This is a genomic window from Pseudomonas sp. B3(2017) (assembly GCF_002113595.1).
GTDB classification, from domain to species: domain Bacteria; phylum Pseudomonadota; class Gammaproteobacteria; order Pseudomonadales; family Pseudomonadaceae; genus Aquipseudomonas; species Aquipseudomonas ekonensis.
In genome coordinates, this window is the sequence record NZ_NEIU01000006.1 from 144,308 (window position 1) to 169,306 (window position 24,999).

A 24,999-nucleotide genomic window follows, 5' to 3' on the forward strand; every position below is an offset into this window, starting at 1 on the left:
TGGTGCTTCTTTTGGTAGCGCCGGGTTTCTGTGGTGTATGGGTCATTGGGCGCCCTGTCGGACGCCATCGCCAGCAGGCTGGCTCCCACGGGAACTTGTGCGCGATGCAGATCATGTGGGAGCCAGCCTGCTGGCGATGGCGTCAGTGAAGACACTGCCGACCGTGCGCATTGGCACGGTCGGCAGGCACAAAAAAACCGGCGGTCGCTGCCGATCGCCGGTTTCCGTTCACGGATCAGATCACTGCATCAGCACTTCAATCGACCCGTCCGCCGTCATGCCGACCTGGCTGGTGCCGGCTTCGACTTCCGGGGTCACCGGCGCTGCGTCCATGCCGGCCGCCTTCATCATCATCGGCGCGCGCAGGTACGGCTGCGGGTAGCCGTTGCTGTTGAGGTTCAGGTTGACGATCTTGTAGCCCTTGCCGCCCAGTGCATCGGTGGCCAGTTGGGCGCGGGCCTTGAACGCGCTCACGGCTTCCTTGAGCAGCTTGTCTTCGCTGGCCTTGCGGGTGGCGTCGGCAATGGCGAAGTCCATGCCGCCCATCTTCAGCTCGCCCAGCAGTTCGCCGGTGAGCTTGGACAGGGCGGCGAAGTCGGCGCTTTCCAGGCGCAGTTCGGCGCGCTCGCGCCAGCCGGTGATCTTCTGGCCCTTGGTGTCGTAGATCGGGTAGCTGTTGCGGCTGCCCTGGCGCAGGGTGACGTCCTTGACCTGCTTGGCCTGGGCCAGCGCCTTGTTCATGGTGGTGCTGACGTCGGCGGCGAGCTTGGCCGGGTCGGTGTTCTGCTCTTCGGTGTAGAGGGTCACGATCATCAGGTCGCGGGCCACTTCCTGGCTGACTTCGGCGCGCAGGGAAATCTGGTTGTAGTGCAGCTCGTCGGCGGCCAGGGCCGGAAGGCTGGCGACGCTGCCGACGGTCAGGGCGAGAAGGGCGGCGCTGCGGCGGAATGTGTGCATGAAGGCTCCTTGATGGGGGCGCAGGCGATGGTTCGGGGGCCTGCGTGAAACCATCAGACTCTAGCCCTGTCGGCGCGGTTCGCCCAGTTACAACTTCTATACAGATGGCCCGCTCCACTTGTCTTAGATCAATTTCCCGTTTGCGCCATGTGGTCGTTTGCCGCACTTTCGACTCTCGGGCGCGCCGCTTCGGTATACTCCGTGCGATCCGCCTGGAGCGCTCATCAGGAGAGCTCATGCTCGCCCCCGTACAACTGACTTCCGCCACCCGCCAGAACCTCTGGCGCCTGACGTTCATACGCATTCTGGTGCTCGCCGCCCAGGCCGGCTCCGTGGGCCTGGCCTACTGGCTGCAACTGTTGCCGTTGCCGTGGGTGCAACTGGTGATGACCCTGGGCTGTTCGATCCTGCTGTGCACGTTCACCGCCGTGCGCCTGCGCACCTCGTGGCCGGTCACCGAGCTTGAGTATGCGCTGCAGCTGGCCTGCGACCTGTTTATCCACAGCGCCTTGCTGTATTTCTCCGGCGGTTCGACCAACCCGTTCGTGTCCTATTACCTGGTGCCGTTGACCATCGCGGCGGTGACGCTGCCGTGGCGCTACTCGGTGATCCTGTCCGGCATCGCCCTGGCCCTGTACACCTTGATGCTGACCCATTTCTATCCGCTGGAGACCCTGCCGGTCGCCCGGGAGAACCTGCAGATCTACGGCATGTGGCTGAGCTTCGCCCTGGCCGCCGCCGTCATCACGTTCTTTGCCGCACGGATGGCCGAAGAGCTGCGCCGCCAGGAAGAACTGCGCGCGATCCGCCGCGAAGAAGGCCTGCGCGATCAGCAACTGCTGGCCGTCGCGACCCAGGCGGCCGGCGCGGCCCATGAGCTGGGCACGCCGCTGGCGACCATGAGCGTGCTGCTCAACGAGATGCAGCAGGACCATCACGACCCGATGCTTCAGGACGACCTGAAAGTGCTCAAGGATCAGGTCAAGCTGTGCAAGGAGACCCTGCAGCAACTGGTGCGCGCCGCCGAGGCCAACCGGCGGATGGCGGTGCAGATGCAGGACGTCACCGACTGGCTGGACGAAGCCCTGAACCGCTGGCACCTGATGCGCCCCGAAGCCAGCTACCGTTTCCAGCGCCTGGGCCAGGGCACGCTGCCGCGCATCGCGCCGCCGCCGGACCTGACCCAGGCGCTGCTGAACCTGCTCAACAACGCCGCCGACGCCTGTCCGGAAAACCTTCAGGTGACCCTGGACTGGACCGCCGAAGACCTGACCATCAGTATCCGCGACCACGGCGCCGGCGTGCCGCTGGCCATCGCCGAGCAGATCGGCAAACCGTTTTTTACCACCAAGGGCAAGGGCTTCGGCCTGGGCCTGTTCTTGAGCAAGGCCAGCGTGACCCGCGCCGGCGGCTCCGTGAAACTCTATAGTCATGAGGAAGGCGGCACGCTCACCGAGCTGCGCTTGCCCCACGGCGCCCGAGGAGACCAACTATGAGTGACGAAGAAATCCAAACCGAAGGCGAAGAGCTGCCGCATCTGCTGCTGGTCGACGACGACGCGACCTTCACCCGGGTGATGGCCCGCGCCATGGCCCGCCGCGGCTTTCGCGTCAGCACCGCCGGCTCCGCCGAAGAGGGCCTGGCCCTCGCCCAGCAGGACCTGCCGGACTACGCCGCGCTGGATCTGAAGATGGACGGCGACTCCGGTCTGGTGCTGCTGCCCAAGCTGCTGGAGCTGGATCCGGAGATGCGCGTGGTGATCCTCACCGGCTACTCGAGCATCGCCACGGCGGTCGAGGCGATCAAACGCGGCGCCTGCAACTACCTGTGCAAACCGGCGGACGCCGATGACGTGCTGGCGGCGCTGCTGTCCGAACACGCGGACCTCGACAGCCTGGTGCCGGAAAACCCGATGTCGGTGGATCGCCTGCAATGGGAGCACATCCAGCGCGTGCTGACCGAGCACGAAGGCAACATCTCCGCCACCGCCCGCGCCCTGGGCATGCACCGCCGCACCTTGCAGCGCAAGCTGCAGAAGCGCCCGGTCCGTCGCTGAACCTGCGCTGAACGGCCATCGCCCCGCTCGCGATGAAACGCACCGATCTACTATGATCGGTGCGTGTCTGTTCTTTTCTCTATCGAGCCTTATCCATGAATCAGAACGCTGAATATTCCGCGGTCAACGATGCCGTGCGCGGGCAGTTTTTCCGCAAAGTGTGGGCGATGACCACGCCTTACTGGCGCAGCGAAGAGAAGGGCAAGGCCTGGACGCTGCTGATCGCCGTGATCGCGCTGTCGCTGTTCAGCGTGGCGATTTCGGTGTGGATCAACAGTTGGTACAAGGATTTCTACAACGCCCTGCAGAAAAAGGATGAGGCGGCGTTCTGGCAGTTGATCCTGTATTTCTGCGGGATTGCCACGGTGGCGATCCTCGGCGCCGTGTATCGGCTGTACCTGACGCAGATGCTGACCATCCGCTGGCGGGCATGGCTGACCGAAAACCACTTCAAGCGCTGGCTCGGCCACAAGAACTATTACCACTTGGAGCAGGGCGGCTACACCGACAACCCTGACCAACGGATTTCCGAAGACCTCAATACCTTCACCGCCAACACCCTGAGCCTGGGCCTGGGGCTGATCCGCACCGTGGTCAGCCTGGTGTCGTTCTCGATCATTCTGTGGGGCGTGTCCGGCAGCATCGAAGTGTTCGGCGTCGAGATCCCCGGCTACATGTTCTGGTGCGCACTGCTGTACGCCGCCGTCGGCAGTTGGCTGACGCACCTGATCGGCCGTCGCCTGATCGGCCTGAACAACCAACAGCAACGCTTCGAGGCCGACCTGCGTTTCTCCATGGTGCGGGTGCGCGAGAACGCCGAGAGCATTGCCCTGTACAACGGCGAGCCCAATGAGAACCGTCGGTTGAGCAACCGCTTCGGTCTGGTCTGGCACAACTTCTGGGACATCATGCGGGTGTCCAAGCGCCTGACGTTCTTCACCTCCGGCTACGGCCAGATCGCGATCATCTTCCCGTTCATCGTCGCCGCGCCGCGTTATCTGGCCGGCAAGATCGAGCTGGGTGAGCTGATGCAGATCAACTCGGCCTTCGGCAACGTGCAGGAGAACTTCAGTTGGTTCATCAGCGCGTATGCGGACCTGGCCGCCTGGCGCGCCACCTGTGACCGTCTGCTGAGCTTCCGTCAGGCGATGACCGACAACGAAGAGCGTGCGCCGGCCATCGACGTGCAGAACCAGGGCAGTGAACTGAAAGTGCACAACCTCGGGCTGGACCTGGCCGACGGCCGTCACCTGCTGACCAGCGCCGACATGACGGTCGACGCCGGCGAGCGGGTGATGCTCAGCGGTCGCTCCGGCAGCGGCAAGTCCACCCTGCTGCGGGCGATGGGGCACCTTTGGCCGGCGGGGCACGGGAGTATCCGTCTGCCGGCGGCGCGCTACCTGTTCCTGCCGCAGAAACCCTACCTGCCGATCGGCACCCTGCGCGATGCGCTGAGCTATCCGCAACCGGGCGACACCTATGCGCCGGAGCGCTATCAGGAAGTGCTGGACATCTGCCGCCTGCCGCACCTGGCGGCGCGTCTGGACGAGGCCAACCACTGGCAGCGCATGCTCTCGCCGGGCGAGCAGCAACGCCTGGCCTTCGCCCGTGCGCTGCTGTACGCGCCGCAGTGGCTGTATATGGACGAGGCCACGTCGGCGATGGACGAAGAAGACGAAGCGAACCTGTATCAGGCGCTGATCGACCGCTTGCCGGGGCTGAGCATCGTCAGCGTCGGTCACCGCAGCAGCCTCAAGCGTTTCCACCCAAGGCATGTGCGGATCGACAGCGGCCATCTCGTTGAGCAGGCCGTCACCGCCTAGTCAGCGAAGCCCCCGTGGGAGCGGCCGACGCCATCGCCGGCAGGTCGGCTCCCGCAGGGGCAATGCGAGCCGGCAGTGATCGTACAACCCGCTTGCGCTATGATGCCCGCCAAGCCGACCTTCGAGACAAGACGCAGACCATGCAAACCCCGATCGACACCCCGCGCCTTCCGCGCAAGCGCCGCAGCCTGGCCCAGGAACTGGTGACGGTGCTGACCGAGCAGATCCGCGACGGCCTGCTCAAGCGCGGCGACAAGTTGCCCACCGAGTCGGCGATCATGGAGGCCCATGGCGTCAGCCGCACGGTGGTGCGCGAGGCGATTTCCCGCTTGCAGGCCGCAGGCCAGGTGGAGACCCGCCACGGCATCGGCACCTTTGTGCTCGACACGCCGAGCCCGAGCGGCTTTCGCATCGACCCGGCCACGGTGGTCACCTTGCGTGACGTGCTGGCGATCCTGGAGTTTCGCATCAGCCTGGAAGTCGAATCCGCCGGCCTGGCCGCCCAGCGCCGCAATCCCGAGCAACTGGCGGCCATGCGCGCCGCCCTCGATGCCCTGAACGAAAGCGTGGCCCACGCCAGCGATGCGGTGGCCTCGGACTTCCAGTTCCATCTGCAGATCGCACTGGCCACCGGCAACCGCTACTTCACCGACATCATGACCCACCTGGGCACCAGCATCATTCCGCGCACCCGCCTGAACTCCGCGCGCCTGGCCCACGACGATCAGCAGCACTACATGAATCGCCTGAGCCGCGAGCACGAAGAGATCTATGAAGCGATCGCCCGCCAGGACGCCGACGCCGCCCGGGCGGCCATGCGCCTGCACCTGACCAACAGCCGCGAGCGGCTGCGCCAGGCCCACGAGGAGGCGCAGGCGCAGGGCAACTGACGGGGTAGCCCCACCGCCATCGCCAGCAGGCTGGCTCCCACAGTGAAGCTTGGGTGGATGCAGAATCTGTGGTCACTGCAGAACCCTGTGGGAGCAAGCTTGCTTGCGATGACGGCGGCCCATCCGACCTCGATGCGCCAGACAGACCGCCATCGCCAGAGGGCTGGCTCACACAGTTTTGGGTTGCGCACCGACCCCGGTGGGAGCGAGCCTGCTCGCGATAGGCCGGTGCCTTCAGCGCAAAGGCATCAGCCTGCCGGCAGGATCGAACGGTCCACCCGGACCGCCAATGCCCCTTTCACAGGCCCGGTCTCGAACACCGCATACCCCTGTTTATCCACAACCCCCCGTGCCACCGGCCGTCCATCGGCCAGCAGTTCCAGCGGCGCCCCTTGCATCGATTGGCCCGAAGCCAGTTCCAGTTTCAATCTGATCGTCATCGCAGCGTGCCTCAATTCGTGTTGCCGGTCGGTTGATAGTTCTTGAGCAGCAGGTAAGTGCTCCAGCCCCACCAGTCGTCGACGGTGGCGGTGTCGTTGAGGTTGTTCACGTCCTTGCGCCGCAGCACCTTGCCGTTCTCCAGGCGGAACAGCGGCGAGTAGTTGCTCTTCAGGTCCAGCACCGCCGTCAGGTCGGGGAGCCGTTGCAGCGCGGCGAAACCGGAGGCGGCCGGCACGCTGCCGCTGGCGTAGGCGGCGAAGACCTCGTCCGCCGACGCTTGCACCGCCTGGTTGACCTGCTGACGGTTGTCGTTGTCGGCGGCCGCGAAGTAGCGCTTGTCGCCGAAGGCGCGCCATTGCTCGCCGCGGCTGTTGCGCACCTTGAGGCCGAACCGGCTGTCTTCGTCGTGCATGAAGCGGCTGACCAGCGAGCCCAGGTCGCTCGGCGTCACCACGGCGGCCATGGCCTTGCGCGGCACCCGCAGGTGGCCGGCGGAGAACAGGTCGGTGAGGTAATGGTCGGCGAACGCGTTCATGGCGTAGGCCCGTTCCAGCTGTCGTTCATCTTGGCCTGCGTGAGCCGCCGCAGCGGCCTGCAACGCGACGGTGTGCCCGGCGATGTAGGCGGCCCTGGCCCATTCGGCGAAGTGGTCGGCGTTGTTCGCGGCCAGTTTCAGGTAGCGTCCCAGCGGAATCAGCGCCGAAATGAAGCTGCCGCCGCCGGTGATCTTGTTCCACTCTTCCGACAACGTATCTCCCAACGCGTCGTAGGCTTCGTGGGGCGGCTTGCCGTCCTTGATCGCCTGTTTGACCGCGTCGATTTCCTTCTGCATCACCGCCAGGATCTGCGCCGCCTCGGCCCGGGAGGCCGGGGTCACGGCGAGGGTGTCGAACGCGGCGCTGAAGCGCTGCTGACGCTCCGCTGCGCTGGCGCCTTCATTGATCGGCCGGTCCGCCACGCCGTAGAAGTCGCCGCCCAGCGAGATCACCTGGCCGTAGGTGAGGGCCAGGCCGTTGGGCAAGTGCAGCGGCACGCTGTGAGCGGGCACCGGTTCGGCGTTTTCCGAGAAGCGCAGCCGGGTGCCGTCGCCGATGGCGGTGTGTTCGGCGCCCTCGAACCTCAGCGGTGGCTTGCCTTTGAGGGCTTTGCCTGCGGCGGCGGGGGACGCTGCGACGTCGCTGTGGGCATCGGCGATGTGCAGCAGCAGGTGCGGCTCGTCAGGGTGGAAGGGGATACCGTGTTCGGTGAACAGGTCGTCGAGACGGGCCACGGTCGGCGTGGGTCTTTCCTGCGGTTTCGGTACGAGTCCGGACATTTCTTTCTCCTTGATATGTCGTCGGTCGGTTCTTATTTAGCTGTATGGATATACAGCTAAAACGAGCCTAGCCGAGAAACCTCCCACGTCAAGAAACGACCTTGTCCGACAAAAAATGCCCCACAGCGATGAAATGCAGTTGACGGTTGTCTTTTAAGTTGTACGATGACCTACAACTTCGGCCAAGGCTGAACAGTCCACTCACAAAAAACGTTGCTACAGGGTGTTCGAACAATGAATCCACAAGAACTGAAGTCCATCCTCTCCGCCGGCCTGCTGTCGTTCCCGGTCACCGATTTCAACGCCCAGGGCGATTTCAACCGCGCGGGCTACATCAAACGCCTGGAATGGCTGGCACCGTATGGCGCTTCGGCCCTGTTCGCCGCCGGCGGCACCGGTGAGTTCTTCTCCCTGGCCGCCAGCGAATACTCGGAAATCATCAAGACCGCCGTCGACACCTGCTCGAGCAGTGTGCCGATCCTGGCCGGCGTCGGCGGCTCGACCCGCCAGGCCATCGAATACGCGCAAGAGGCCGAGCGCCTGGGCGCCAAGGGCTTGCTGCTGCTGCCGCACTACCTGACCGAAGCCAGCCAGGACGGCGTCGCCGCCCATGTCGAGGCCGTGTGCAAATCCGTGAACATCGGCGTGGTGGTCTACAACCGCAACGTCTGCCGCCTGAACGCGCCGCTGCTGGAACGCCTGGCCGAACGCTGCCCGAACCTGATCGGCTACAAGGACGGCCTGGGCGACATCGAACTGATGGTGTCGATCCGCCGCCGCCTCGGCGACCGCTTCAGCTACCTGGGCGGCCTGCCGACCGCCGAAGTCTATGCCGCGGCCTACAAGGCACTGGGCGTGCCGGTCTACTCGTCGGCGGTGTTCAACTTCATCCCCAAGACCGCGATGGACTTCTACCACGCCATCGCCCGTGAGGATCACGCCACCGTCGGCAAGCTCATCGACGATTTCTTCCTGCCGTACCTGGACATCCGCAACCGCAAGGCCGGCTACGCCGTGAGCATCGTCAAGGCCGGCGCCAGGATCGCCGGCTACGACGCAGGTCCTGTGCGCGCGCCGCTGACCGACCTGACCGGCGAAGAGTACGAAATGCTCGCCGCGCTGATCGACAAGCAAGGTGCGCAATAACATCCGCGACTGAATCGGGGCCGCTGAGCGATCAGCGGCCTTTTGCGTGAGGAGAACGACTCGTGACAAAGCGCTACGACAACTACATCAACGGCGAGTGGGTCGCCGGCACCGACTACTCGGTCAACATCAACCCGTCCGAACTGAGCGACGCCATCGGCGACTACGCCAAGGCTGACGTGACCCAGGTCCACGCCGCCATCGACGCGGCCCGCGCCGCGTTCCCGGCCTGGTCGGTCTCGGGCATCCAGGCCCGCCACGATGCGCTGGACAAGGTCGGCAGCGAGATCCTCGCCCGCCGCGAAGAGCTGGGCATCCTGCTGGCCCGGGAAGAGGGCAAGACCCTGCCCGAAGCCATCGGCGAAGTCAGCCGCGCCGGCAACATCTTCAAGTTCTTCGCCGGCGAGTGCCTGCGCCTGTCCGGCGACTATGTGCCGTCGGTGCGTCCGGGCGTCAACGTCGAAGTCACCCGCGAAGCCCTGGGCGTGGTCGGCCTGATCACTCCGTGGAACTTCCCGATCGCCATCCCGGCCTGGAAGATCGCCCCGGCCCTGGCCTACGGCAACTGCGTGGTGCTCAAGCCGGCCGACCTGGTGCCGGGCTGCGCCTGGGCCCTGGCCGAAATCATCTCCCGCGCAGGTTTCCCCGCCGGGGTGTTCAACCTGGTGATGGGCAGCGGCCGCGTCGTCGGCGAAGCGCTGGTCAACAGCCCGAAGGTCGACGGCATCAGCTTCACCGGTTCCGTGGGCGTGGGCCGCCAGATCGCGGTCAACTGCGTGTCGCGCCAGGCCAAGGTGCAACTGGAGATGGGCGGCAAGAACCCGCAGATCATCCTCGACGACGCCGACCTCAAGCAGGCGGTCGAGCTGTCGGTGCAGAGCGCGTTCTACTCCACCGGCCAGCGCTGCACGGCCTCCAGCCGCCTGATCGTCACCGAGGGCATCCACGACAAGTTCGTAGAGGCGATGGCCGAACGCATGAAGTCGATCAAGGTCGGCCATGCGCTGAAGACCGGCACCGACATCGGTCCTGTGGTGTCCCAGGCCCAGCTTGAGCAGGACCTGAAGTACATCGACATCGGCCAGTCCGAAGGGGCTCGGCTGGTCAGCGGCGGCGGCCTGGTGACCTGCGACACCGAGGGCTACTTCCTGGCGCCGACGCTGTTCGCCGACAGCGACGCGTCGATGCGCGTCAGCCGCGAAGAGATCTTCGGCCCGGTGGCCAACGTCGTCCGCGTGGCCGACTACGAGGCGGCGCTGGCCATGGCCAACGACACCGAGTTCGGCCTTTCGGCGGGCATCGCCACCACCTCGCTCAAGTACGCCAACCACTTCAAGCGCCACTCCCAGGCCGGGATGGTGATGGTCAACCTGCCGACCGCCGGCGTGGACTACCACGTTCCGTTCGGGGGCCGTAAGGGTTCATCCTATGGCTCACGTGAGCAAGGCCGTTACGCGCAAGAGTTCTACACGGTCGTGAAGACCAGCTACATCGGTTCCTGATACAGGCAATACCGGTGGGAGCCGGCTTGCCGGCTCCCACAAGACAGACCAAAGAAAAGATTCACCCGCGCATAAAAACAATCAGTGGGAGTACATCTGCATGCAATCCTCCAAGCCGACTCACGTCCGCTATCTGATCCTGCTCATGCTGTTTCTGGTGACCACGATCAACTACGCCGACCGGGCCACCATCGCGATCGCCGGCTCCAGCCTGCAAAAGGACCTGGGCATCGACGCGGTCACCCTCGGCTACATCTTCTCCGCGTTCGGCTGGGCCTATGTGGCCGGCCAGATTCCCGGCGGCTGGCTGCTCGACCGCTTCGGCTCGAAAAAGGTCTACGCCCTGAGCATCTTCACCTGGTCGCTGTTCACCGTGCTGCAAGGCTTCGTCGGTGAGTTCGGCCTGTCCACCGCCGTGGTGGCGCTGTTCATGCTGCGCTTTCTGGTGGGGCTGGCCGAGGCGCCGTCGTTCCCCGGCAACGCGCGCATCGTCGCGGCGTGGTTCCCGACGGCCGAGCGCGGCACCGCGTCGGCGATCTTCAACTCGGCGCAGTATTTCGCCACCGTGCTGTTCGCGCCGCTGATGGGCTGGATCGTGTTCACCTTCGGCTGGGAACACGTGTTCATCGTCATGGGCATCCTGGGCATCGCGTTCTCGCTGGTCTGGCTGAAAATCATCCACAGCCCGCGCCAGCACCCGATGGCCAACGAGGCGGAAGTGAAGTTCATCGCCGACAACGGCGGCATGGTCGACATGGACCAGAAGCAGGGCAAGCGGGCCGACGGGCCGAAATGGGACTACATCCGCCAGTTGCTGACCAACCGCATGATGCTGGGCGTGTACCTGGGCCAGTACTGCATCAACGGCATCACCTACTTCTTCCTGACCTGGTTCCCGGTGTACCTGGTGCAGGAACGCGGCATGACCATCCTCAAGGCCGGTTTCATCGCCTCGTTGCCGGCGATCTGCGGCTTCATCGGCGGCGTGCTCGGCGGGGTGATTTCCGACTGGCTGCTGCGCAAGGGCCATTCGCTGACCTTCGCCCGCAAGGCGCCGATCATCGCCGGCCTGCTGGTGTCCAGCAGCATCGTGGCCTGCAACTACGTCGAGGTGGAATGGATGGTGGTCGGCTTCATGGCCCTGGCATTCTTCGGCAAGGGCGTCGGCGCGCTGGGCTGGGCGGTGGTCTCCGACACTTCGCCCAAGCAGATCGCCGGCCTGAGCGGTGGCCTGTTCAACACCTTCGGCAACATCGCCTCGATCACCACGCCGATCGTCATCGGCTACATCATCAGCTCCACCGGCTCGTTCAAGTGGGCGCTGGTGTTCGTCGGCGCCAACGCACTGGTCGCGGTGTTCAGCTACCTGGTGATCGTCGGCCCGATCAAGCGTGTGGTGCTCAAGGAGCCGCCGACCAACGGCGGATCCGAAGCCACCGGCAAATTGTCCCAAGCGCATTCCTGAGGAGCGGCGCCATGCAGTTGATTGAACATTCCGACTCGCCGCGCTACATCCGCCTGCACGAGCGGGACAACGTCGTGGTCGTGGTCAACGACCAGGGCGTGCCGGCCGGCACCGAATTCGCCGAGGGCCTGGTCACGGTGGATTTCGTGCCGCAGAGCCACAAGGTCGCCGTGGAGGACATTCCCGAGGGCGGACAGGTGATCCGTTACGGTCAGATCATCGGCTACGCGTTGCAGCCGATCCCGCGCGGCAGTTGGGTCAAGGAAGATCAACTGCGCATGCCGACCGCGCCGCCGCTGGACAGCCTGCCGCTGTCCACCGACGTGCCGGATGCCCAGGCGCCGCTGGAAGGCTATACCTTCGAGGGCTACCGCAACGCCGACGGCACCGTCGGCACGCGCAACATACTCGGCATCACCACCACGGTGCAGTGCGTCACCGGGGTGCTGGATCACGCGGTCAAGAAGATCAAAGAGGAACTGCTGCCCAAGTATCCCCACGTCGATGACGTGGTGGCGCTGACCCACAGCTATGGTTGCGGCGTGGCCATCACCGCCACGGACGCGTACATCCCGATCCGCACCGTGCGCAACCTGGCGCGCAACCCGAACCTGGGTGGCGAAGCGCTGGTGATCAGCCTGGGCTGCGAGAAACTGCAGGCCGGGCAGGTGATGCACGAGGACGACGCCTCGGTGGATCTGAGCGAGCCATGGCTGTACCGCTTGCAGGATGCCAGCCACGGCTTCACCGAAATGGTCGAGCAGATCATGGAGCTGGCCGAGACCCGCCTGAAGAAACTCGACCAGCGCCGCCGGGAAACCGTGCCGGCTTCGGAGCTGATCCTCGGCATGCAGTGCGGCGGCAGCGATGCGTTTTCCGGCATCACCGCCAACCCGGCGCTGGGGTACGCTTCGGACTTGCTGCTGCGGGCCGGGGCGACGGTGATGTTCTCCGAAGTCACCGAAGTGCGCGACGCGATCTACCTGCTCACCTCCCGGGCGCAGACCAAGACCGTCGCCGAGGAACTGGTGCGCGAGATGGACTGGTACGACCGCTACCTGGCCAAGGGCGAGGCGGACCGCAGCGCCAACACCACGCCGGGCAACAAGAAGGGCGGGCTGTCGAACATCGTCGAGAAGTCCCTGGGCTCCATCGTCAAGTCCGGCGGCAGTGCCATCAGCGGCGTGCTCGGCCCCGGCGAGCGGTTCAAGCACAAGGGGCTGATCTTCTGCGCGACCCCGGCCAGCGACTTCGTCTGCGGCACGCTGCAACTGGCGGCGGGGATGAACCTGCATGTGTTCACCACCGGTCGGGGCACGCCTTACGGGCTGGCCATGGCGCCGGTGGTGAAGGTCTCGACCCGCACCGAGCTGGCGCAGCGCTGGCCGGACCTGATCGACATCGACGCCGGGCGGATCGCCACCGGGCGTGCGTCCATCGAGGAGCTGGGCTGGGAGCTGTTCCATTACTACCTGGAGGTGGCGAGCGGCAAGCAGCAGACCTGGGCGGAGAAGCACAAGCTGCACAACGACATCACCCTGTTCAACCCGGCGCCGATCACCTGAGGCCGTGTCATCGTTCATTGCGGGCAGGCCCGCTTCCACCGGGACATGGATTGCCGGCGGTTCGCTCCTGTCCAGCGGCGCCTGGACGGGCGTCATCGCCAGCAGGCTGGCTCCCACCGTTTGCGATCTCGCGCAAAACAGGGTGGGAGCGGGCTTGTCTGCGAAGCGGACCGACAGACGCCGGAGGACTTGTGGCTTATCATTAGCCCCCTAACGACACCCATCCAAGGTTCCCCGGCATGCTGGCCATTTTCCTCGAAACCCTGAACATCACCGCGCCGGTGTTTGCCATGCTGTTTCTGGGTGTGCTGCTCAAGCGCATCGACTGGATCAACGACAACTTCATCCACACCGCGTCGGCCCTGGTGTTCAACGTCACCATGCCGGCGCTGCTGTTTCTGGGCATCCTCCATGCCGACCTGCACGCCGCCCTGCAACCGGCGCTGCTGATCTATTTCGCCATCGCCACGCTGGCCAGCTTCGCGGCGGCCTGGGGCTGGGCGATCCTCAAGTGCCCGCGCGAGGATCGCGGCATCTACACCCAGGGGGCGTTTCGCGGCAACAACGGGGTCATCGGCCTGGCGCTGGCGGCGAGCATGTACGGCGACTACGGCATCTCCCTCGGGGCGATCCTCGCGGCGCTGGTGATCCTGTTCTACAACACCCTCTCGACCATCGTGCTGGCGGTGTACAGCCCGGTGATCAAGTCCGACCCGTGGAGCATCTGCAAAAGCGTGGTCAGCAACCCGCTGATCATCAGCGTGATCGCGGCGGCGCCGTTCGCCTACTTCAAGATTGCCTTGCCCGGCTGGCTGGAGACCTCCGGCCAGTACCTGGCGCAGACCACCTTGCCGCTGGCGCTGATCTGCATCGGCGGCACGCTGTCGCTGGCGGCGCTGCGCAAGAGCGGCAACATGGCGCTCAGCTCCAGCCTGGTGAAGATGGTCGGCCTGCCGGTGCTGGCGACGCTCGGCGCCTGGCTGTGGGGTTTTCGCGGGGCGGAGCTGGGGATTCTGTTTCTGTACTTCGGCAGCCCCACCGCCGCAGCCAGTTTCGTCATGGCCCGGGCGGCGCAGGGCAACCATGAGCTGGCGGCGGCGATCATCGTCATGACCACCTTGATGGCGGCGGTGACCACCAACATCGGGATCTTCTTTTTGCAGTGGGGCGGGTGGATCTGACCTGCGGGTTGACGGTGTCCTCGGGGGCCTCATCGCTGGCAAGCCAGCTCCCACAGGGTTCTGCGGTGTGAATGCAATCACATTGGCAACACAAAACCCTGTGGGAGCTGCGGTGCGACGATTCGACTTGCCTGCGATGGCGCCCGATCAGGCGCCGGGAAACTCACTCAGGTTTCTGGTAAGTGTCGATCACTTCCTGCGCCGCCCGGAACGCATCGATCGCCGCCGGCACGCCGGCATACACCGCGCAGTGCAGCAGCGCCTCGCGGATTTCCTCCACGGTGCAGCCGTTGTTCAGCGCGCCGCGCACGTGGCCCTTCAGTTCCTGCGGGCACTTGAGCGCCGTCAGCGCGGCGAGGGTGATCAGGCTGCGGGTCTTGAGCGGCAGGCCTTCGCGGTTCCACACGCCGCCCCAGGCGTGTTCGTTGACGAAGTCCTGCAGCGGCTGGGTGAATTCGGTGGCGTTGCCCAGGGCGCGGTCGACGAACGCATCGCCCATCACCTGGCGGCGGATCTCTACCCCGGTCTTCTTCGAATCGGTCATGGCACATCCCTCTTGTGGTGTTGGCGGCGCCAGGCGCGCACGGACGTGAAAAACAGAAACGCCAGCAGCGTCGGCAGCACATAAAACAGCATCAACCGCTCCAGCTTGCCCGCCAGCGGCATGCCGGTGGTGAACGACAGCAAGTGCAGCCCGTAGGCCAGATAGAGGCCGAGCAGCAACAGGCCTTCGGCGCGGGTCACCCGGTAGCCGGAATAGAACACCGGCAGGCACAGCACGGCGACGCCGAGCATCACCGGCAGGTCGAAGTCCAGCGCGTTGGGCGACACCGACAGCGGCGTCGGCGACACCAGCGCGGTGAAGCCCAGCACGCCCAGCAGGTTGAACAGGTTGGCGCCGATCACGTTGCCCACGGCGATGTCGCGCTGCCCGCGCAGGGCGGCGATCAGCGAGGTGGCGAGCTCCGGCAGCGAGGTGCCGACCGCCACCACGGTCAGGCCGATGATCCGCTCGGAGAACCCCAGGTCGGTGGCCACCGCCACGGCGGCGCCCAGCAACAGGCGCCCGGCGAACACCAGCAGGGTCAGGCCGCCGACGATCATCAGCACGCTGACGGCCCATGAGGCCTGCGGATCCTGCGGGTGTTCGGCGTGCGGTCGCGCCGAGTGCCGCGACTGGCGCTTGAGCAGGCCGAGGTACAGCGCCAGGGCGCCCAGCAGCACAAGGCCGTCGATGTGCCCCAGTTCCTTGTTCCAGGCCAGCGCGAACACCAGCAGGCTGGCGCCGATCATCAGCGGAATGTCCAGGCGCACCAGTTGCCGCGACACCCGCAACGGGATGATCAGCGCCGACAGGCCCAGGGTGACGAGGATGTTGAAGATGCTGGCGCCGACCACGCTGCCGACGGCGATGTCGGGGTTGTGCGTCAGCGCGGCCTGCAGGCTGACCGCCATCTGCGGAGCGCTGCTGCCGAGGGCGACGAGGGTCAGGCCGATGATCAGCGGGCGCACGTGCAGGCGCGTGGCCAGGCGGACGGCGGCGCGCACCATCAGTTCGGCGCCGGCGATCAGCAGGATCAGTCCGCTGAGCAGTTCGATCACGCTGATCAGGGGCAGCTCGGCTAAGGCGAAAATGGTCGGCGCTCCATCAGTCTTCGAGGGCCTGCACCCGTACCCGGGCGGTGCCGCTGCCGATCATGCCCAGGCGCTGCGCGGCTTCGCGCGAGAGGTCGATCAGGCGCCCGCGGGTGTGCGGGCCGCGGTCGTTGATGCGCACGACGCAGGATCTGTCGTTTTTCAGGTTGGTGACCTTCACCCGCGTGCCGAACGGCAACTGGCGGTGGGCGGCGGTCAAGGCATTCTGGTTGAACGGCTCACCGCTGGCGGTGCGTTTGCCGTGGTGCTTGGCGCCGTAATAGGAGGCGACGCCGGTCTGGTCGTACCCGTGCGGGTCGATGGTGCCGGAGCTGGCGCAACCGGCCAGCAGGGAAAGCAGGGCGCAACTCAAGAGCAGGCGCTTCATTCGAAGGGTTCCCGAAAACAGTTGCGGGAGCCCGCTCGCCGGCGATTGCGCAACGACAGACAACCGGTGGCTGAATGTCAGACCGTCATCGCCAGCAGGCGGGCTCCCACAGGGATTGGAGCCTAGATTGGAATCCGGCTCCATTGTGGTCAGCCTTCGAGCTTGCTTTTGAGCAGTTCGTTCACTTGCTGCGGGTTGGCCTTGCCCTTGGACGCCTTCATGGCCTGGCCGACGAAGAAGCCGAACATCTTGCCGCGCTTGGCTTCGTCCGCCGCACGGTACTGCTCGACCTGCTCGGCGTTGGCGGCGAGCATTTCGTCCAGCACCGCGGAGATCGCGCCAGTGTCGGTCACTTGCTTGAGGCCGCGCTTGTCGATGATCTCGTCCGCGCTGCCTTCACCGTTGGCCATCGCCTCGAACACCACCTTGGCGATCTTGCCGGAGATGGTGTTGTCCTTGATGCGCTGCAGCATGCCGCCCAGCAGCTCGGCCGAGACCGGCGACTGCTCGATGTCCAGGCCTTGCTTGTTGAGCAGGCTGCCCAGCTCGACCATCACCCAGTTCGCCGCCAGCTTGGCGTCGCCGCTGATGCCCGCGACCTGTTCGAAGTAGTCCGCCTGCTCGCGGCTGGTGGCCAGCACGTTGGCGTCGTAGGCCGACAGGCCGAACTGGCTCTGGAAGCGCTCGCGCTTCTGCGGCGGCAGTTCCGGCAGGGTGGCGCGCACCTCGTCCAGGTAGGCTTGCTCGATGACCACCGGCAGCAGGTCCGGATCGGGGAAGTAACGGTAGTCGTTGGCTTCCTCCTTGCTGCGCATCGGACGGGTCTCGTCCTTGTTCGGGTCGTAGAGGCGGGTCTGCTGGATCACCTTGCCGCCGTCTTCGATCAGGTCGATCTGGCGCTGGATCTCGGAGTTGATCGCCTTCTCGATGAAGCGGAACGAGTTGACGTTCTTGATCTCGCAGCGGGTGCCGAACTCGGCCTGGCCTTTGGGGCGGATCGACACGTTGCAGTCGCAGCGCAGCGAGCCTTCGGCCATGTTGCCGTCGCAGATGCCCAGGTAGCGCACCAGCGCGTGGATCGCCTTGACGTAGGCCACGGCTTCCTTGGCGCTGCGCATGTCCGGCTCGGAGACGATCTCCAGCAGCGGCGTGCCGGCGCGGTTCAGGTCGATGCCGGTGGCGCCGCCGAACTCTTCGTGCAGGCTCTTGCCGGCGTCTTCCTCAAGGTGGGCGCGGGTGATGCCGACGCGCTTGACCGTGCCGTCCTCCAGGGCGATGTCCAGGTGGCCCTTGCCGACGATCGGCAGGTCCATCTGGCTGATCTGGTAGCCCTTGGGCAGGTCCGGATAGAAGTAGTTCTTGCGGGCGAACACGTTGTGCCGGCCGATCTCGGCGTCGATCGCCTGGCCGAACATCACGGCCATGCGCACGGCTTCCTGGTTGAGCACCGGCAGCACGCCGGGCATGCCCAGGTCGATCAGGCTGGCCTGGGTGTTCGGTTCGGAACCGAAGGTGGTGGAACTACCGGAAAAGATTTTCGACCGGGTGGTGAGCTGGGTGTGAATCTCCAGCCCGATCACGACTTCCCATTGCATGTGCGTCTCCTCAGAAGCCGGTTGGGGTGCGGGTGTGCCAGTCAGTGTTGAGCTGATACTGGTGGGCGACGTTCAACAGGCGACCTTCCTGGAAGTACGGAGCGAGCAACTGCACGCCGACCGGCAGGCCGTCGGCGAAACCGGCCGGCATCGACAGGCCCGGCAGGCCTGCCAGGTTGGCGGTGATGGTGTAGAAGTCTTCCAGGTAGGCGGCGACCGGATCGTTGTTCTTGGCGCCGAGCTTCCAGGCCGGGTTCGGCGTGGTCGGGCCGAGGATGATGTCGACTTCATTGAACGCGGCCATGAAATCGTTCTTCACCAGGCGGCGGATCTTCTGCGCCTTCAGGTAGTAGGCGTCGTAGTAGCCGGCGGACAGCGCGTAGGCGCCGACCATGATCCGGCGCTGCACTTCCGCGCCGAAGCCTTCGCCGCGGGAGCGCTTGTACAGGTCTTCCAGGTTCTTCGGGGCTTCGCAGCGGTGGCCGAAGCGCACGCCGTCGAAGCGCGACAGGTTGGAGGAGGCTTCGGCCGGGGCGATCACGTAGTACGCCGGAATCGCGTGCTGCATGTTCGGCAGGCTGATTTCCTTGATCACGGCACCGAGCTTCTGCAGCTGCTGGATGCTGTTCTGGATCAGTTCGGCGATGCGCGGATCGAGGCCGGCGCCGAAGTATTCCTTCGGCACGCCGATGCGCAGGCCCTGCAGCGAGCCGTTGAGGCCGGCGGTGTAGTCCGGCACCGGCTCATCGATGCTGGTGGAGTCGTTCGGGTCGAACCCGGCCATGCCCTGCAGCAGGATCGCGCAGTCTTCGGCGGTGCGGGCCAGCGGGCCGCCCTGGTCGAGGCTCGACGCGTAGGCGATCATGCCCCAGCGCGAAACGCGGCCGTAGGTCGGCTTCAGGCCGGTCAGGTTGGTGAACGCGGCAGGCTGGCGGATCGAGCCGCCGGTGTCGGTGGCGGTGGCGGCCGGCAGCAGGCGCGCGGCCACGGCGGCGGCGGAACCGCCGGACGAACCGCCCGGCACGTGTTCCAGGTTCCACGGGTTCTTCACCGGGCCGTACCAGCTCGACTCGTTGGCCGAACCCATGGCGAATTCGTCCATGTTGGTCTTGCCCAGGGTCACGGTGCCGGCGGCGGCCAGCTTGGCGACCACGGTGGCGTCGTACGGGGCCTTGAAGTTGTCGAGCATCTTCGAGCCGCAGCTGGTGCGGATGCCCTGGGTGCAGAACAGGTCCTTGTGGGCGATCGGCGCGCCGAGCAGGGCGCCGCTCTCACCGTTGGCGCGGCGGGCGTCGGCGGCTTTCGCCTGGCCCAGCGCCAGCTCTTCGGTGAGGCTGATGAAACTGTTGATCTGAGGGTCGAGCTGGGCGATGCGCGCCAGCAGGGCCTTGGTCAGCTCTTCGGAGGAAAACTTCTTGTCGGCCAGACCGCGGGCGATCTCGGCCAGAGTCATGTGATGCATTGCAGGCTCTTTCCCTTTAGTCGATGACTTTCGGAACCAGGTACAGGCCGTTTTCGACCGCTGGTGCGATGGACTGATAGGCCTCGCGGTGATTGCTTTCGGTGACGACGTCGGCGCGCAGGCGCTGGCTGGCTTCCAGCGGGTGGGCCAGCGGCTCGATGCCGTCGGTGTCGACGGCCTGCATTTCGTCGACCAGCCCCAGGATGCTGTTGAGGGCCGAGGTGATGTGCGGAAGATCGGCTTCATTGAGGCCCAGGCAGGCCAGATGAGCGATTTTTTCCACGTCGGAGCGTTCTAGCGCCATCGGGATTCTCCAGTGGAAAACAGGACGGACGGCGTCCCTGTGTTAGATTGTCGGAACACTACCGCACTTCTACGGTCATAAGGCCGCGATTGTGGGGCTTGGTGCGCAGAAAAGCGGCCAATTTAACATATTGGCGCCTTGCCCAAAATCCCTGTCGTTGTTAGAGTTTGCCGCACTTTTTTACCCACGCGTTGCCTAGGGTCCCTTTCCCATGTTCAAGAAACTGCGTGGCATGTTTTCCAGCGATCTTTCCATTGACCTGGGCACTGCCAACACCCTTATTTACGTGCGCGAGCGCGGTATCGTCCTGAACGAGCCATCGGTTGTGGCCATCCGGACACACGGTAACCAGAAAAGTGTCGTGGCTGTCGGCACCGAAGCCAAGCGCATGCTCGGCCGTACGCCGGGCAACATTGCCGCCATTCGTCCGATGAAGGACGGCGTGATCGCCGACTTCAGCGTCTGCGAAAAGATGCTGCAATACTTTATCAACAAGGTTCACGAAAACAGCTTCCTGCAGCCCAGCCCACGCGTGCTGATCTGCGTTCCGTGCAAGTCCACCCAGGTCGAGCGTCGTGCCATCCGTGAATCGGCCCTCGGCGCCGGTGCCCGCGAAGTGTTCCTGATCGAAGAGCCGATGGCCGCTGCCATCGGTGCCGGCCTGCCGGTCGAAGAGGCCCGCGGCTCGATGGTCGTCGACATCGGCGGCGGCACCACCGAGATCGCGCTGATCTCCCTGAACGGTGTGGTCTACGCCGAATCCGTCCGCGTCGGCGGCGACCGCTTCGACGAAGCGATCATCACCTACGTTCGCCGCAACTACGGCAGCCTGATCGGCGAATCCACCGCCGAGCGCATCAAGCAGGAAATCGGCACCGCCTATCCGGGCGGCGAAGTCCGTGAAGTCGACGTCCGCGGCCGTAACCTGGCCGAAGGCGTTCCGCGCGCATTCACCCTGAACTCCAACGAAGTGCTGGAGGCTCTGCAGGAGTCGCTGGCGACCATCGTTCAGGCCGTGAAAAGCGCCCTGGAGCAATCGCCTCCGGAGCTGGCTTCCGACATCGCCGAGCGTGGCCTGGTGCTGACCGGCGGCGGCGCGCTGCTGCGTGACCTGGACAAGCTGCTGGCCCAGGAAACCGGTCTGCCGGTGATCGTCGCCGAAGACCCGCTGACCTGCGTTGCCCGTGGCGGTGGCCGTGCTTTGGAAATGATGGACAAGCACACCATGGATCTGCTCTCCAGCGAATAAGTCGCCGGGCGCAATACGTGGGTGAACGCACAGGCAGCACTTTGCAGTGCTGCCTGTCGGCGTTTATCTTCTGTCAGTTTTCATCCAGGCCGGTTTGAAGCCGTATGAATAAACAGAACATCTGTCCGGAAGGAGCGGCCTATTAAACCGCTTTTCGCCAAGGGCCCCTCATTGGGCGTGCGCCTGCTGGTGCTGGCCGTGCTGTCGGTCGCGCTGATGGTGGTCGATGCCCGCTTCAGTCTGCTCAAGCCTGCGCGCAGCCAGATGTCGCTGGTGCTGATGGACGCCTACTGGATCACCGACCTGCCCGGACGGCTCTGGGACGGTGTCGCCAGCCAGTTCGGCAGCCGCACCGAGCTGATCGCCGACAACGAAAAACTCAAGACCGAGAACCTGCTGCTGCAGGGCCGCCTGCAGAAGCTGGCCGCCCTCACCGAGCAGAACGTGCGCCTGCGCGAGTTGCTGAACTCGTCCGCGCTGGTCAACGAGAAGGTCGAGGTCGCCGAACTGATCGGCATGGACCCGAACCCGTTCACCCACCGCATCATCATCAACAAGGGCGAGCGCGACGGCGTGGTGCTCGGCCAGCCGGTGCTCGACGCCCGCGGCCTGATGGGCCAGGTGGTCGAACTGATGCCGTACACCTCCCGCGTGCTGCTGCTGACCGACTCCACCCATAGCATCCCGGTGCAGGTGAACCGCAACGGCCTGCGGGCCATCGCCAGCGGCACCGGCAACCCGGAACGCCTGGAACTGCGCCACGTGGCCGACACCGCCGACATCAAGGAAGGCGACCTGCTGGTCAGCTCCGGCCTGGGCCAGCGTTTCCCGGCCGGTTACCCGGTGGCGACGGTCAAGGAAGTGATCCACGATTCCGGCCAGCCGTTCGCCATCGTTCGTGCCGTGCCGACCGCCGCCCTGAACCGCAGCCGCTACATGCTGTTGGTGTTCAGCGACAACCGCACCGCCGAAGAGCGCGCGAATGACGCGGCCCAGGCCCAGGAAAACCTCGACGCCCTGGGCGGCGGCCCGGTGATTCCGGCGACCGTGCCCAAGCCGGTCACGGTGCCTGCCGCGACTCCGGCGGCCACGAGCCCGGCCGCTGCGGGCCCTGCTGCCGCGACCCCGGCCAAGCCTGCGGCCGGCAAGCCGCCGGCGTCCGCCCCGGCCGCCGCGAAACCGCCAGCCGCCACCGCCGCCAAGCCACCGGCAGCCCAGCCTGCTGCGCGACCGGCGGCCAAACCGCCGGCCGCTGCGCCAGCCACCACCGGGAGACAGGAATAATGGTCGGGGCTACCGCTTCCCGTAACGGCTGGATGGTCTGGCTGACGTTCTTCATCGGCATGCTGCTCAGCGTGTCGCCGTTGCCGCAGTTCATGGAAATCCTGCGCCCGCTGTGGCTGGCCCTGCTGCTGGCGTTCTGGGCGCTGGCCTTGCCGCAGAAGGTCGGCATGGTCACCGCGTTTTGCCTGGGGTTGGCCGAGGACGTGCTGTACGGCACGCTGCTGGGGCAGAACGCCTTGATCCTGACCCTGATCACGTTCCTGGTGCTGTCGTTGCAGCAGCGCCTGCGGATGTTCCCGATGTGGCAGCAGAGCCTGGTGATCCTGGTGATCTTCGGTCTCGCGCAACTGGTTCAGCTGTGGCTCAGCGCCTTGACCGGCAACCGCCAGCCGACGCTGGCGCTGGTGCTGCCGGCGCTGGTCAGCGCGTTGCTCTGGCCTTGGGTCAGCTTCGCTTTGCGTGGCTTGCGCCGCCGCTACAAAATCAATTGATCTGCCCAGGCATGCGCCCGTGACGGCGCCTTGCCTCGCCAAACGGAAATGGCATGTGCGAGGCAGGGCACCCAACAGGGAGATGTCTTGATGAAGCCGCTTTACCTTGCCTCCGGCTCACCGCGCCGGCGTGAACTGCTCACGCAGATCGGCGTGCCGTTCACCGCCGTCAGCGCGGACATCGACGAAACCCCGTCACCCCATGAAACCCCGTGCGCCTATGTCGAGCGCCTGGCCCGCGGCAAGGCCGAGGCCGGCCGCCGCGCCGTCGGCTCCCGCGACGGGGGCTGCGTGCTGGGGGCCGACACCGCCGTGGTGCTGGACGGCAAAATTCTCGGCAAACCGGTGGACGAAGCCGATGCATGCGCCATGCTGATGATGTTGTCCGGCAGGGAGCATGAAGTGCTGACGGCGATCGCCTTGGTCGAGGACGGCCGCTGCGAGTCGCGGGTGGTGCGCAGCCGGGTGCGTTTCCGCCCGATCGGCCAAGCGGAGGCCGTCGCCTACTGGGCCAGCGGCGAACCCCGGGACAAGGCCGGCGGCTACGGCATCCAGGGCCTCGGCGCGGTGTTCGTGGCGGGCCTGGACGGCAGCTATTCCGCGGTCGTCGGTTTGCCGTTGTGCGAAACCGCAGAACTGCTGGGCCATTTCGGCATACCCTGTTGGCAAACCCTGAACGCGCAGTGAGCGCCGTGCGGATCAAGATGCGGCCATTACCGTGAACACGCCTGAACGAGACCCTGCCATGAGTGAAGAGATCCTGATCAACATCACGCCGATGGAATCGCGCGTGGCGGTGGTCGAAAACGGTGTGCTGCAAGAAGTGCATGTCGAGCGCACGCAAAAACGCGGGATCGTCGGCAACATCTACAAAGGCAAGGTCGTGCGCGTGCTGCCGGGCATGCAGGCGGCGTTCGTCGATATCGGCCTGGACCGCGCCGCGTTCATCCATGCCTCGGAAATCTCCCTGCGCGAAGGGCCGGCGGTGGAAAGCATCGGCGCCCTGGTGCACGAAGGCCAGAGCCTGGTGGTGCAGGTGACCAAGGATCCCATCGGCTCGAAAGGCGCGCGCCTGACCACCCAGCTGTCGATCCCGTCGCGCTACCTGGTTTACATGCCGCGCACCGCCCACGTCGGCATTTCCCTGAAGATCGAGGACGAAGCCGAGCGCGAACGCCTCAAGCAGGTGGTCAGCGACTGCGTGGCCAAGGAAGACATCAAGGAAGCCGGCGGCTTCATCCTGCGCACCGCCGCCGAAGGCGCCGGGGCCGACGAGATCCTGATGGACATCCGTTACCTGCGCAGGCTCTGGGATCAGATCAGCGCCCAGATCAAGACCATCGGCGCGCCGAACGTGATCTACGAGGATCTCGGCCTGGCCCTGCGCACGCTGCGTGACCTGGTCAGCCCGAAGATCGAGAAGATCCGCATCGACTCCCGGGAGACCTTCCAGAAAACCACGCAGTTCGTCGCCGAACTGATGCCGGAGATCGCCGACCGCCTGGAGCATTACCCGGGCGAGCGGCCGATCTTCGACCTGTACGGTGTTGAGGACGAGATCCAGAAGGCCCTGGAGCGTAAGGTGCCGCTCAAGTCCGGCGGCTATCTGGTGGTGGATCCGGCGGAAGCCATGACCACCATCGACGTGAACACCGGGGCTTTCGTCGGCCACCGCAACCTTGAAGAGACCATCTTCAAGACCAACCTCGAAGCCGCCACCGCGATCGCCCGGCAACTGCGCCTGCGCAACCTGGGCGGGATCATCATCATCGACTTCATCGACATGGAAGACGAAGAGCACCAGCGCCAGGTGCTGCGCACCCTGGAGAAACAGCTGGAGCGCGACCACGCCAAGACCAACATCATCGGCATCACCGAACTGGGCCTGGTGCAGATGACCCGCAAGCGCACCCGCGAGAGCCTTGAGCAGGTGCTGTGCGAGCCGTGCAGCAGTTGCCAGGGGCGCGGCAAGCTGAAGACCCCGGAAACCATCTGTTACGAGATTTTCCGTGAGATCCTGCGCGAGGCCCGGGCCTATCAGGCCGAGGGCTACCGCGTGCTGGCGAACCAGAAAGTGGTGGATCGGCTGCTCGACGAAGAGTCCGGCAACGTCGCCGAGCTTGAAGCGTTCATTGGCCGCACCATACGCTTTCAGGTAGAAACCATGTATTCCCAGGAACAATATGACGTGGTGCTGCTCTGATCCCCTGCGTCGCCTTTGTCCTGAAACGGCTGGCCTCAGCTTTTCGC

General features: G+C 65.3%; 23 protein-coding genes. 14 read left to right on the top strand and 9 right to left on the bottom strand.

Annotated elements, in window-relative coordinates:
- Positions 1 to 240 precede the first annotated feature (240 nt).
- Positions 241 to 957 carry an SIMPL domain-containing protein gene (locus tag CAG33_RS11095; protein ID WP_085578530.1) on the bottom strand — a complete coding sequence of 239 codons (717 nt, stop codon included), beginning with the start codon at positions 955 to 957 and terminating at the stop codon, positions 241 to 243.
- A 236-nt stretch (positions 958 to 1,193) separates the two neighbouring features.
- Between CAG33_RS11095 and CAG33_RS11100 the strand changes: the two genes are divergently transcribed.
- From CAG33_RS11100 to CAG33_RS11115, 4 genes are all read left to right on the top strand, one after another.
- The gene (locus CAG33_RS11100) at positions 1,194 to 2,453 is read left to right on the top strand and encodes an ATP-binding protein (protein WP_085578533.1); all 1,260 of its coding nucleotides are present in this window, start codon (positions 1,194 to 1,196) and stop codon (positions 2,451 to 2,453) included.
- Positions 2,450 to 3,013 (top strand): response regulator transcription factor, encoded by a 564-nt coding sequence (locus tag CAG33_RS11105; protein ID WP_085578535.1) that lies wholly within the window; start codon positions 2,450 to 2,452, stop codon positions 3,011 to 3,013. The genes CAG33_RS11100 and CAG33_RS11105 overlap by 4 nt, the downstream gene beginning before the upstream one ends.
- Before the next feature lie 95 nt (positions 3,014 to 3,108).
- Positions 3,109 to 4,836, top strand: a complete 1,728-nt coding sequence (locus CAG33_RS11110) for an ABC transporter ATP-binding protein/permease (RefSeq protein ID WP_085638395.1) — start codon at positions 3,109 to 3,111, stop codon at positions 4,834 to 4,836.
- A gap of 140 nt (positions 4,837 to 4,976) precedes the next feature.
- Entirely contained in the window at positions 4,977 to 5,726 is a 750-nt protein-coding gene (locus CAG33_RS11115) for a FadR/GntR family transcriptional regulator (RefSeq protein ID WP_085578890.1), read from the top strand.
- Positions 5,727 to 5,974: 248 nt separating this feature from the next.
- On the opposite strand, the gene CAG33_RS11120 is transcribed toward CAG33_RS11115, so the two are convergent.
- Positions 5,975 to 6,166 carry a hypothetical protein gene (locus CAG33_RS11120; RefSeq protein ID WP_085638398.1) on the bottom strand — a complete coding sequence of 64 codons (192 nt, stop codon included), beginning with the start codon at positions 6,164 to 6,166 and terminating at the stop codon, positions 5,975 to 5,977.
- Between the two features lie 11 nt (positions 6,167 to 6,177).
- Complete coding sequence (locus CAG33_RS11125; protein WP_085638401.1) at positions 6,178 to 7,482, bottom strand: phospholipase; 1,305 nt, start codon at positions 7,480 to 7,482, stop codon at positions 6,178 to 6,180.
- Between the two features lie 234 nt (positions 7,483 to 7,716).
- On the opposite strand from CAG33_RS11125, the gene kdgD reads away from it, so the two are divergent.
- From kdgD to CAG33_RS11150, 5 genes are all read left to right on the top strand, one after another.
- On the top strand, positions 7,717 to 8,628 hold the full coding sequence (gene kdgD, locus CAG33_RS11130) for a 5-dehydro-4-deoxyglucarate dehydratase (protein ID WP_085578543.1): 912 nt from the start codon (positions 7,717 to 7,719) through the stop codon (positions 8,626 to 8,628).
- 62 nt (positions 8,629 to 8,690) lie between these two features.
- Positions 8,691 to 10,130, top strand: coding sequence for an aldehyde dehydrogenase family protein (locus CAG33_RS11135; protein WP_085631720.1), 1,440 nt, complete (start codon positions 8,691 to 8,693; stop codon positions 10,128 to 10,130).
- A 100-nt stretch (positions 10,131 to 10,230) separates the two neighbouring features.
- On the top strand, positions 10,231 to 11,595 hold the full coding sequence (locus CAG33_RS11140; RefSeq protein WP_085578548.1) for an MFS transporter: 1,365 nt from the start codon (positions 10,231 to 10,233) through the stop codon (positions 11,593 to 11,595).
- 11 nt (positions 11,596 to 11,606) lie between these two features.
- A complete protein-coding gene (garD, locus tag CAG33_RS11145) occupies positions 11,607 to 13,160 on the top strand; it encodes a galactarate dehydratase (RefSeq protein WP_085638405.1) in 1,554 nt (517 codons plus the stop codon).
- 239 nt (positions 13,161 to 13,399) lie between these two features.
- Positions 13,400 to 14,341 (top strand): AEC family transporter, encoded by a 942-nt coding sequence (locus CAG33_RS11150; RefSeq protein WP_085631716.1) that lies wholly within the window; start codon positions 13,400 to 13,402, stop codon positions 14,339 to 14,341.
- 163 nt (positions 14,342 to 14,504) lie between these two features.
- Here the strand turns inward: CAG33_RS11150 and CAG33_RS11155 are convergent, their stop codons facing one another.
- The 6 genes from CAG33_RS11155 to gatC form a co-directional block, all read right to left on the bottom strand.
- The gene (locus CAG33_RS11155; protein ID WP_085578554.1) at positions 14,505 to 14,885 is read right to left on the bottom strand and encodes a carboxymuconolactone decarboxylase family protein; all 381 of its coding nucleotides are present in this window, start codon (positions 14,883 to 14,885) and stop codon (positions 14,505 to 14,507) included.
- Positions 14,882 to 15,943: a calcium/sodium antiporter gene (locus CAG33_RS11160; protein WP_085631712.1), complete on the bottom strand. Its 1,062-nt coding sequence runs from the start codon at positions 15,941 to 15,943 to the stop codon at positions 14,882 to 14,884. Before CAG33_RS11160 ends, CAG33_RS11155 begins: the two co-directional genes overlap by 4 nt.
- A gap of 46 nt (positions 15,944 to 15,989) precedes the next feature.
- On the bottom strand, positions 15,990 to 16,364 hold the full coding sequence (locus CAG33_RS11165) for a septal ring lytic transglycosylase RlpA family protein (RefSeq protein ID WP_085578558.1): 375 nt from the start codon (positions 16,362 to 16,364) through the stop codon (positions 15,990 to 15,992).
- 149 nt (positions 16,365 to 16,513) lie between these two features.
- Positions 16,514 to 17,959 (bottom strand): Asp-tRNA(Asn)/Glu-tRNA(Gln) amidotransferase subunit GatB, encoded by a 1,446-nt coding sequence (gene gatB / locus CAG33_RS11170; protein WP_085578560.1) that lies wholly within the window; start codon positions 17,957 to 17,959, stop codon positions 16,514 to 16,516.
- Positions 17,960 to 17,969: 10 nt separating this feature from the next.
- Positions 17,970 to 19,421, bottom strand: coding sequence for an Asp-tRNA(Asn)/Glu-tRNA(Gln) amidotransferase subunit GatA (gene gatA, locus CAG33_RS11175; RefSeq protein WP_085578562.1), 1,452 nt, complete (start codon positions 19,419 to 19,421; stop codon positions 17,970 to 17,972).
- 16 nt (positions 19,422 to 19,437) lie between these two features.
- A complete protein-coding gene (gatC, locus tag CAG33_RS11180) occupies positions 19,438 to 19,725 on the bottom strand; it encodes an Asp-tRNA(Asn)/Glu-tRNA(Gln) amidotransferase subunit GatC (RefSeq protein ID WP_020297123.1) in 288 nt (95 codons plus the stop codon).
- A gap of 211 nt (positions 19,726 to 19,936) precedes the next feature.
- Between gatC and mreB the strand changes: the two genes are divergently transcribed.
- The 5 genes from mreB (at position 19,937) to rng (ending at position 24,952) form a co-directional block, all read left to right on the top strand.
- Positions 19,937 to 20,974: a rod shape-determining protein MreB gene (gene mreB / locus CAG33_RS11185; RefSeq protein WP_002555108.1), complete on the top strand. Its 1,038-nt coding sequence runs from the start codon at positions 19,937 to 19,939 to the stop codon at positions 20,972 to 20,974.
- 141 nt (positions 20,975 to 21,115) lie between these two features.
- The gene (gene mreC, locus CAG33_RS11190) at positions 21,116 to 22,258 is read left to right on the top strand and encodes a rod shape-determining protein MreC (RefSeq protein ID WP_085631708.1); all 1,143 of its coding nucleotides are present in this window, start codon (positions 21,116 to 21,118) and stop codon (positions 22,256 to 22,258) included.
- Positions 22,258 to 22,749 (top strand): rod shape-determining protein MreD, encoded by a 492-nt coding sequence (gene mreD / locus CAG33_RS11195; protein ID WP_085578566.1) that lies wholly within the window; start codon positions 22,258 to 22,260, stop codon positions 22,747 to 22,749. Before mreC ends, mreD begins: the two co-directional genes overlap by 1 nt.
- A 90-nt stretch (positions 22,750 to 22,839) precedes the next feature.
- Positions 22,840 to 23,436, top strand: a complete 597-nt coding sequence (locus CAG33_RS11200) for a nucleoside triphosphate pyrophosphatase (protein ID WP_085638408.1) — start codon at positions 22,840 to 22,842, stop codon at positions 23,434 to 23,436.
- A gap of 58 nt (positions 23,437 to 23,494) precedes the next feature.
- A complete protein-coding gene (rng, locus tag CAG33_RS11205; protein ID WP_085578570.1) occupies positions 23,495 to 24,952 on the top strand; it encodes a ribonuclease G in 1,458 nt (485 codons plus the stop codon).
- Positions 24,953 to 24,999 lie beyond the last annotated feature (47 nt).

Coding starts and splice junctions, on each gene's coding strand:
- CAG33_RS11095 (WP_085578530.1), bottom strand. CDS start 957: ATGCACACATTCCGCCGCAGCGCCGCCCTTCTCGCCCTGACCGTCGGC.
- CAG33_RS11100 (WP_085578533.1), top strand. CDS start 1,194: ATGCTCGCCCCCGTACAACTGACTTCCGCCACCCGCCAGAACCTCTGG.
- CAG33_RS11105 (WP_085578535.1), top strand. CDS start 2,450: ATGAGTGACGAAGAAATCCAAACCGAAGGCGAAGAGCTGCCGCATCTG.
- CAG33_RS11110 (WP_085638395.1), top strand. CDS start 3,109: ATGAATCAGAACGCTGAATATTCCGCGGTCAACGATGCCGTGCGCGGG.
- CAG33_RS11115 (WP_085578890.1), top strand. CDS start 4,977: ATGCAAACCCCGATCGACACCCCGCGCCTTCCGCGCAAGCGCCGCAGC.
- CAG33_RS11120 (WP_085638398.1), bottom strand. CDS start 6,166: ATGACGATCAGATTGAAACTGGAACTGGCTTCGGGCCAATCGATGCAA.
- CAG33_RS11125 (WP_085638401.1), bottom strand. CDS start 7,482: ATGTCCGGACTCGTACCGAAACCGCAGGAAAGACCCACGCCGACCGTG.
- kdgD (WP_085578543.1), top strand. CDS start 7,717: ATGAATCCACAAGAACTGAAGTCCATCCTCTCCGCCGGCCTGCTGTCG.
- CAG33_RS11140 (WP_085578548.1), top strand. CDS start 10,231: ATGCAATCCTCCAAGCCGACTCACGTCCGCTATCTGATCCTGCTCATG.
- garD (WP_085638405.1), top strand. CDS start 11,607: ATGCAGTTGATTGAACATTCCGACTCGCCGCGCTACATCCGCCTGCAC.
- CAG33_RS11150 (WP_085631716.1), top strand. CDS start 13,400: ATGCTGGCCATTTTCCTCGAAACCCTGAACATCACCGCGCCGGTGTTT.
- CAG33_RS11155 (WP_085578554.1), bottom strand. CDS start 14,885: ATGACCGATTCGAAGAAGACCGGGGTAGAGATCCGCCGCCAGGTGATG.
- CAG33_RS11165 (WP_085578558.1), bottom strand. CDS start 16,364: ATGAAGCGCCTGCTCTTGAGTTGCGCCCTGCTTTCCCTGCTGGCCGGT.
- gatB (WP_085578560.1), bottom strand. CDS start 17,959: ATGCAATGGGAAGTCGTGATCGGGCTGGAGATTCACACCCAGCTCACC.
- gatA (WP_085578562.1), bottom strand. CDS start 19,421: ATGCATCACATGACTCTGGCCGAGATCGCCCGCGGTCTGGCCGACAAG.
- gatC (WP_020297123.1), bottom strand. CDS start 19,725: ATGGCGCTAGAACGCTCCGACGTGGAAAAAATCGCTCATCTGGCCTGC.
- mreB (WP_002555108.1), top strand. CDS start 19,937: ATGTTCAAGAAACTGCGTGGCATGTTTTCCAGCGATCTTTCCATTGAC.
- mreD (WP_085578566.1), top strand. CDS start 22,258: ATGGTCGGGGCTACCGCTTCCCGTAACGGCTGGATGGTCTGGCTGACG.
- CAG33_RS11200 (WP_085638408.1), top strand. CDS start 22,840: ATGAAGCCGCTTTACCTTGCCTCCGGCTCACCGCGCCGGCGTGAACTG.
- rng (WP_085578570.1), top strand. CDS start 23,495: ATGAGTGAAGAGATCCTGATCAACATCACGCCGATGGAATCGCGCGTG.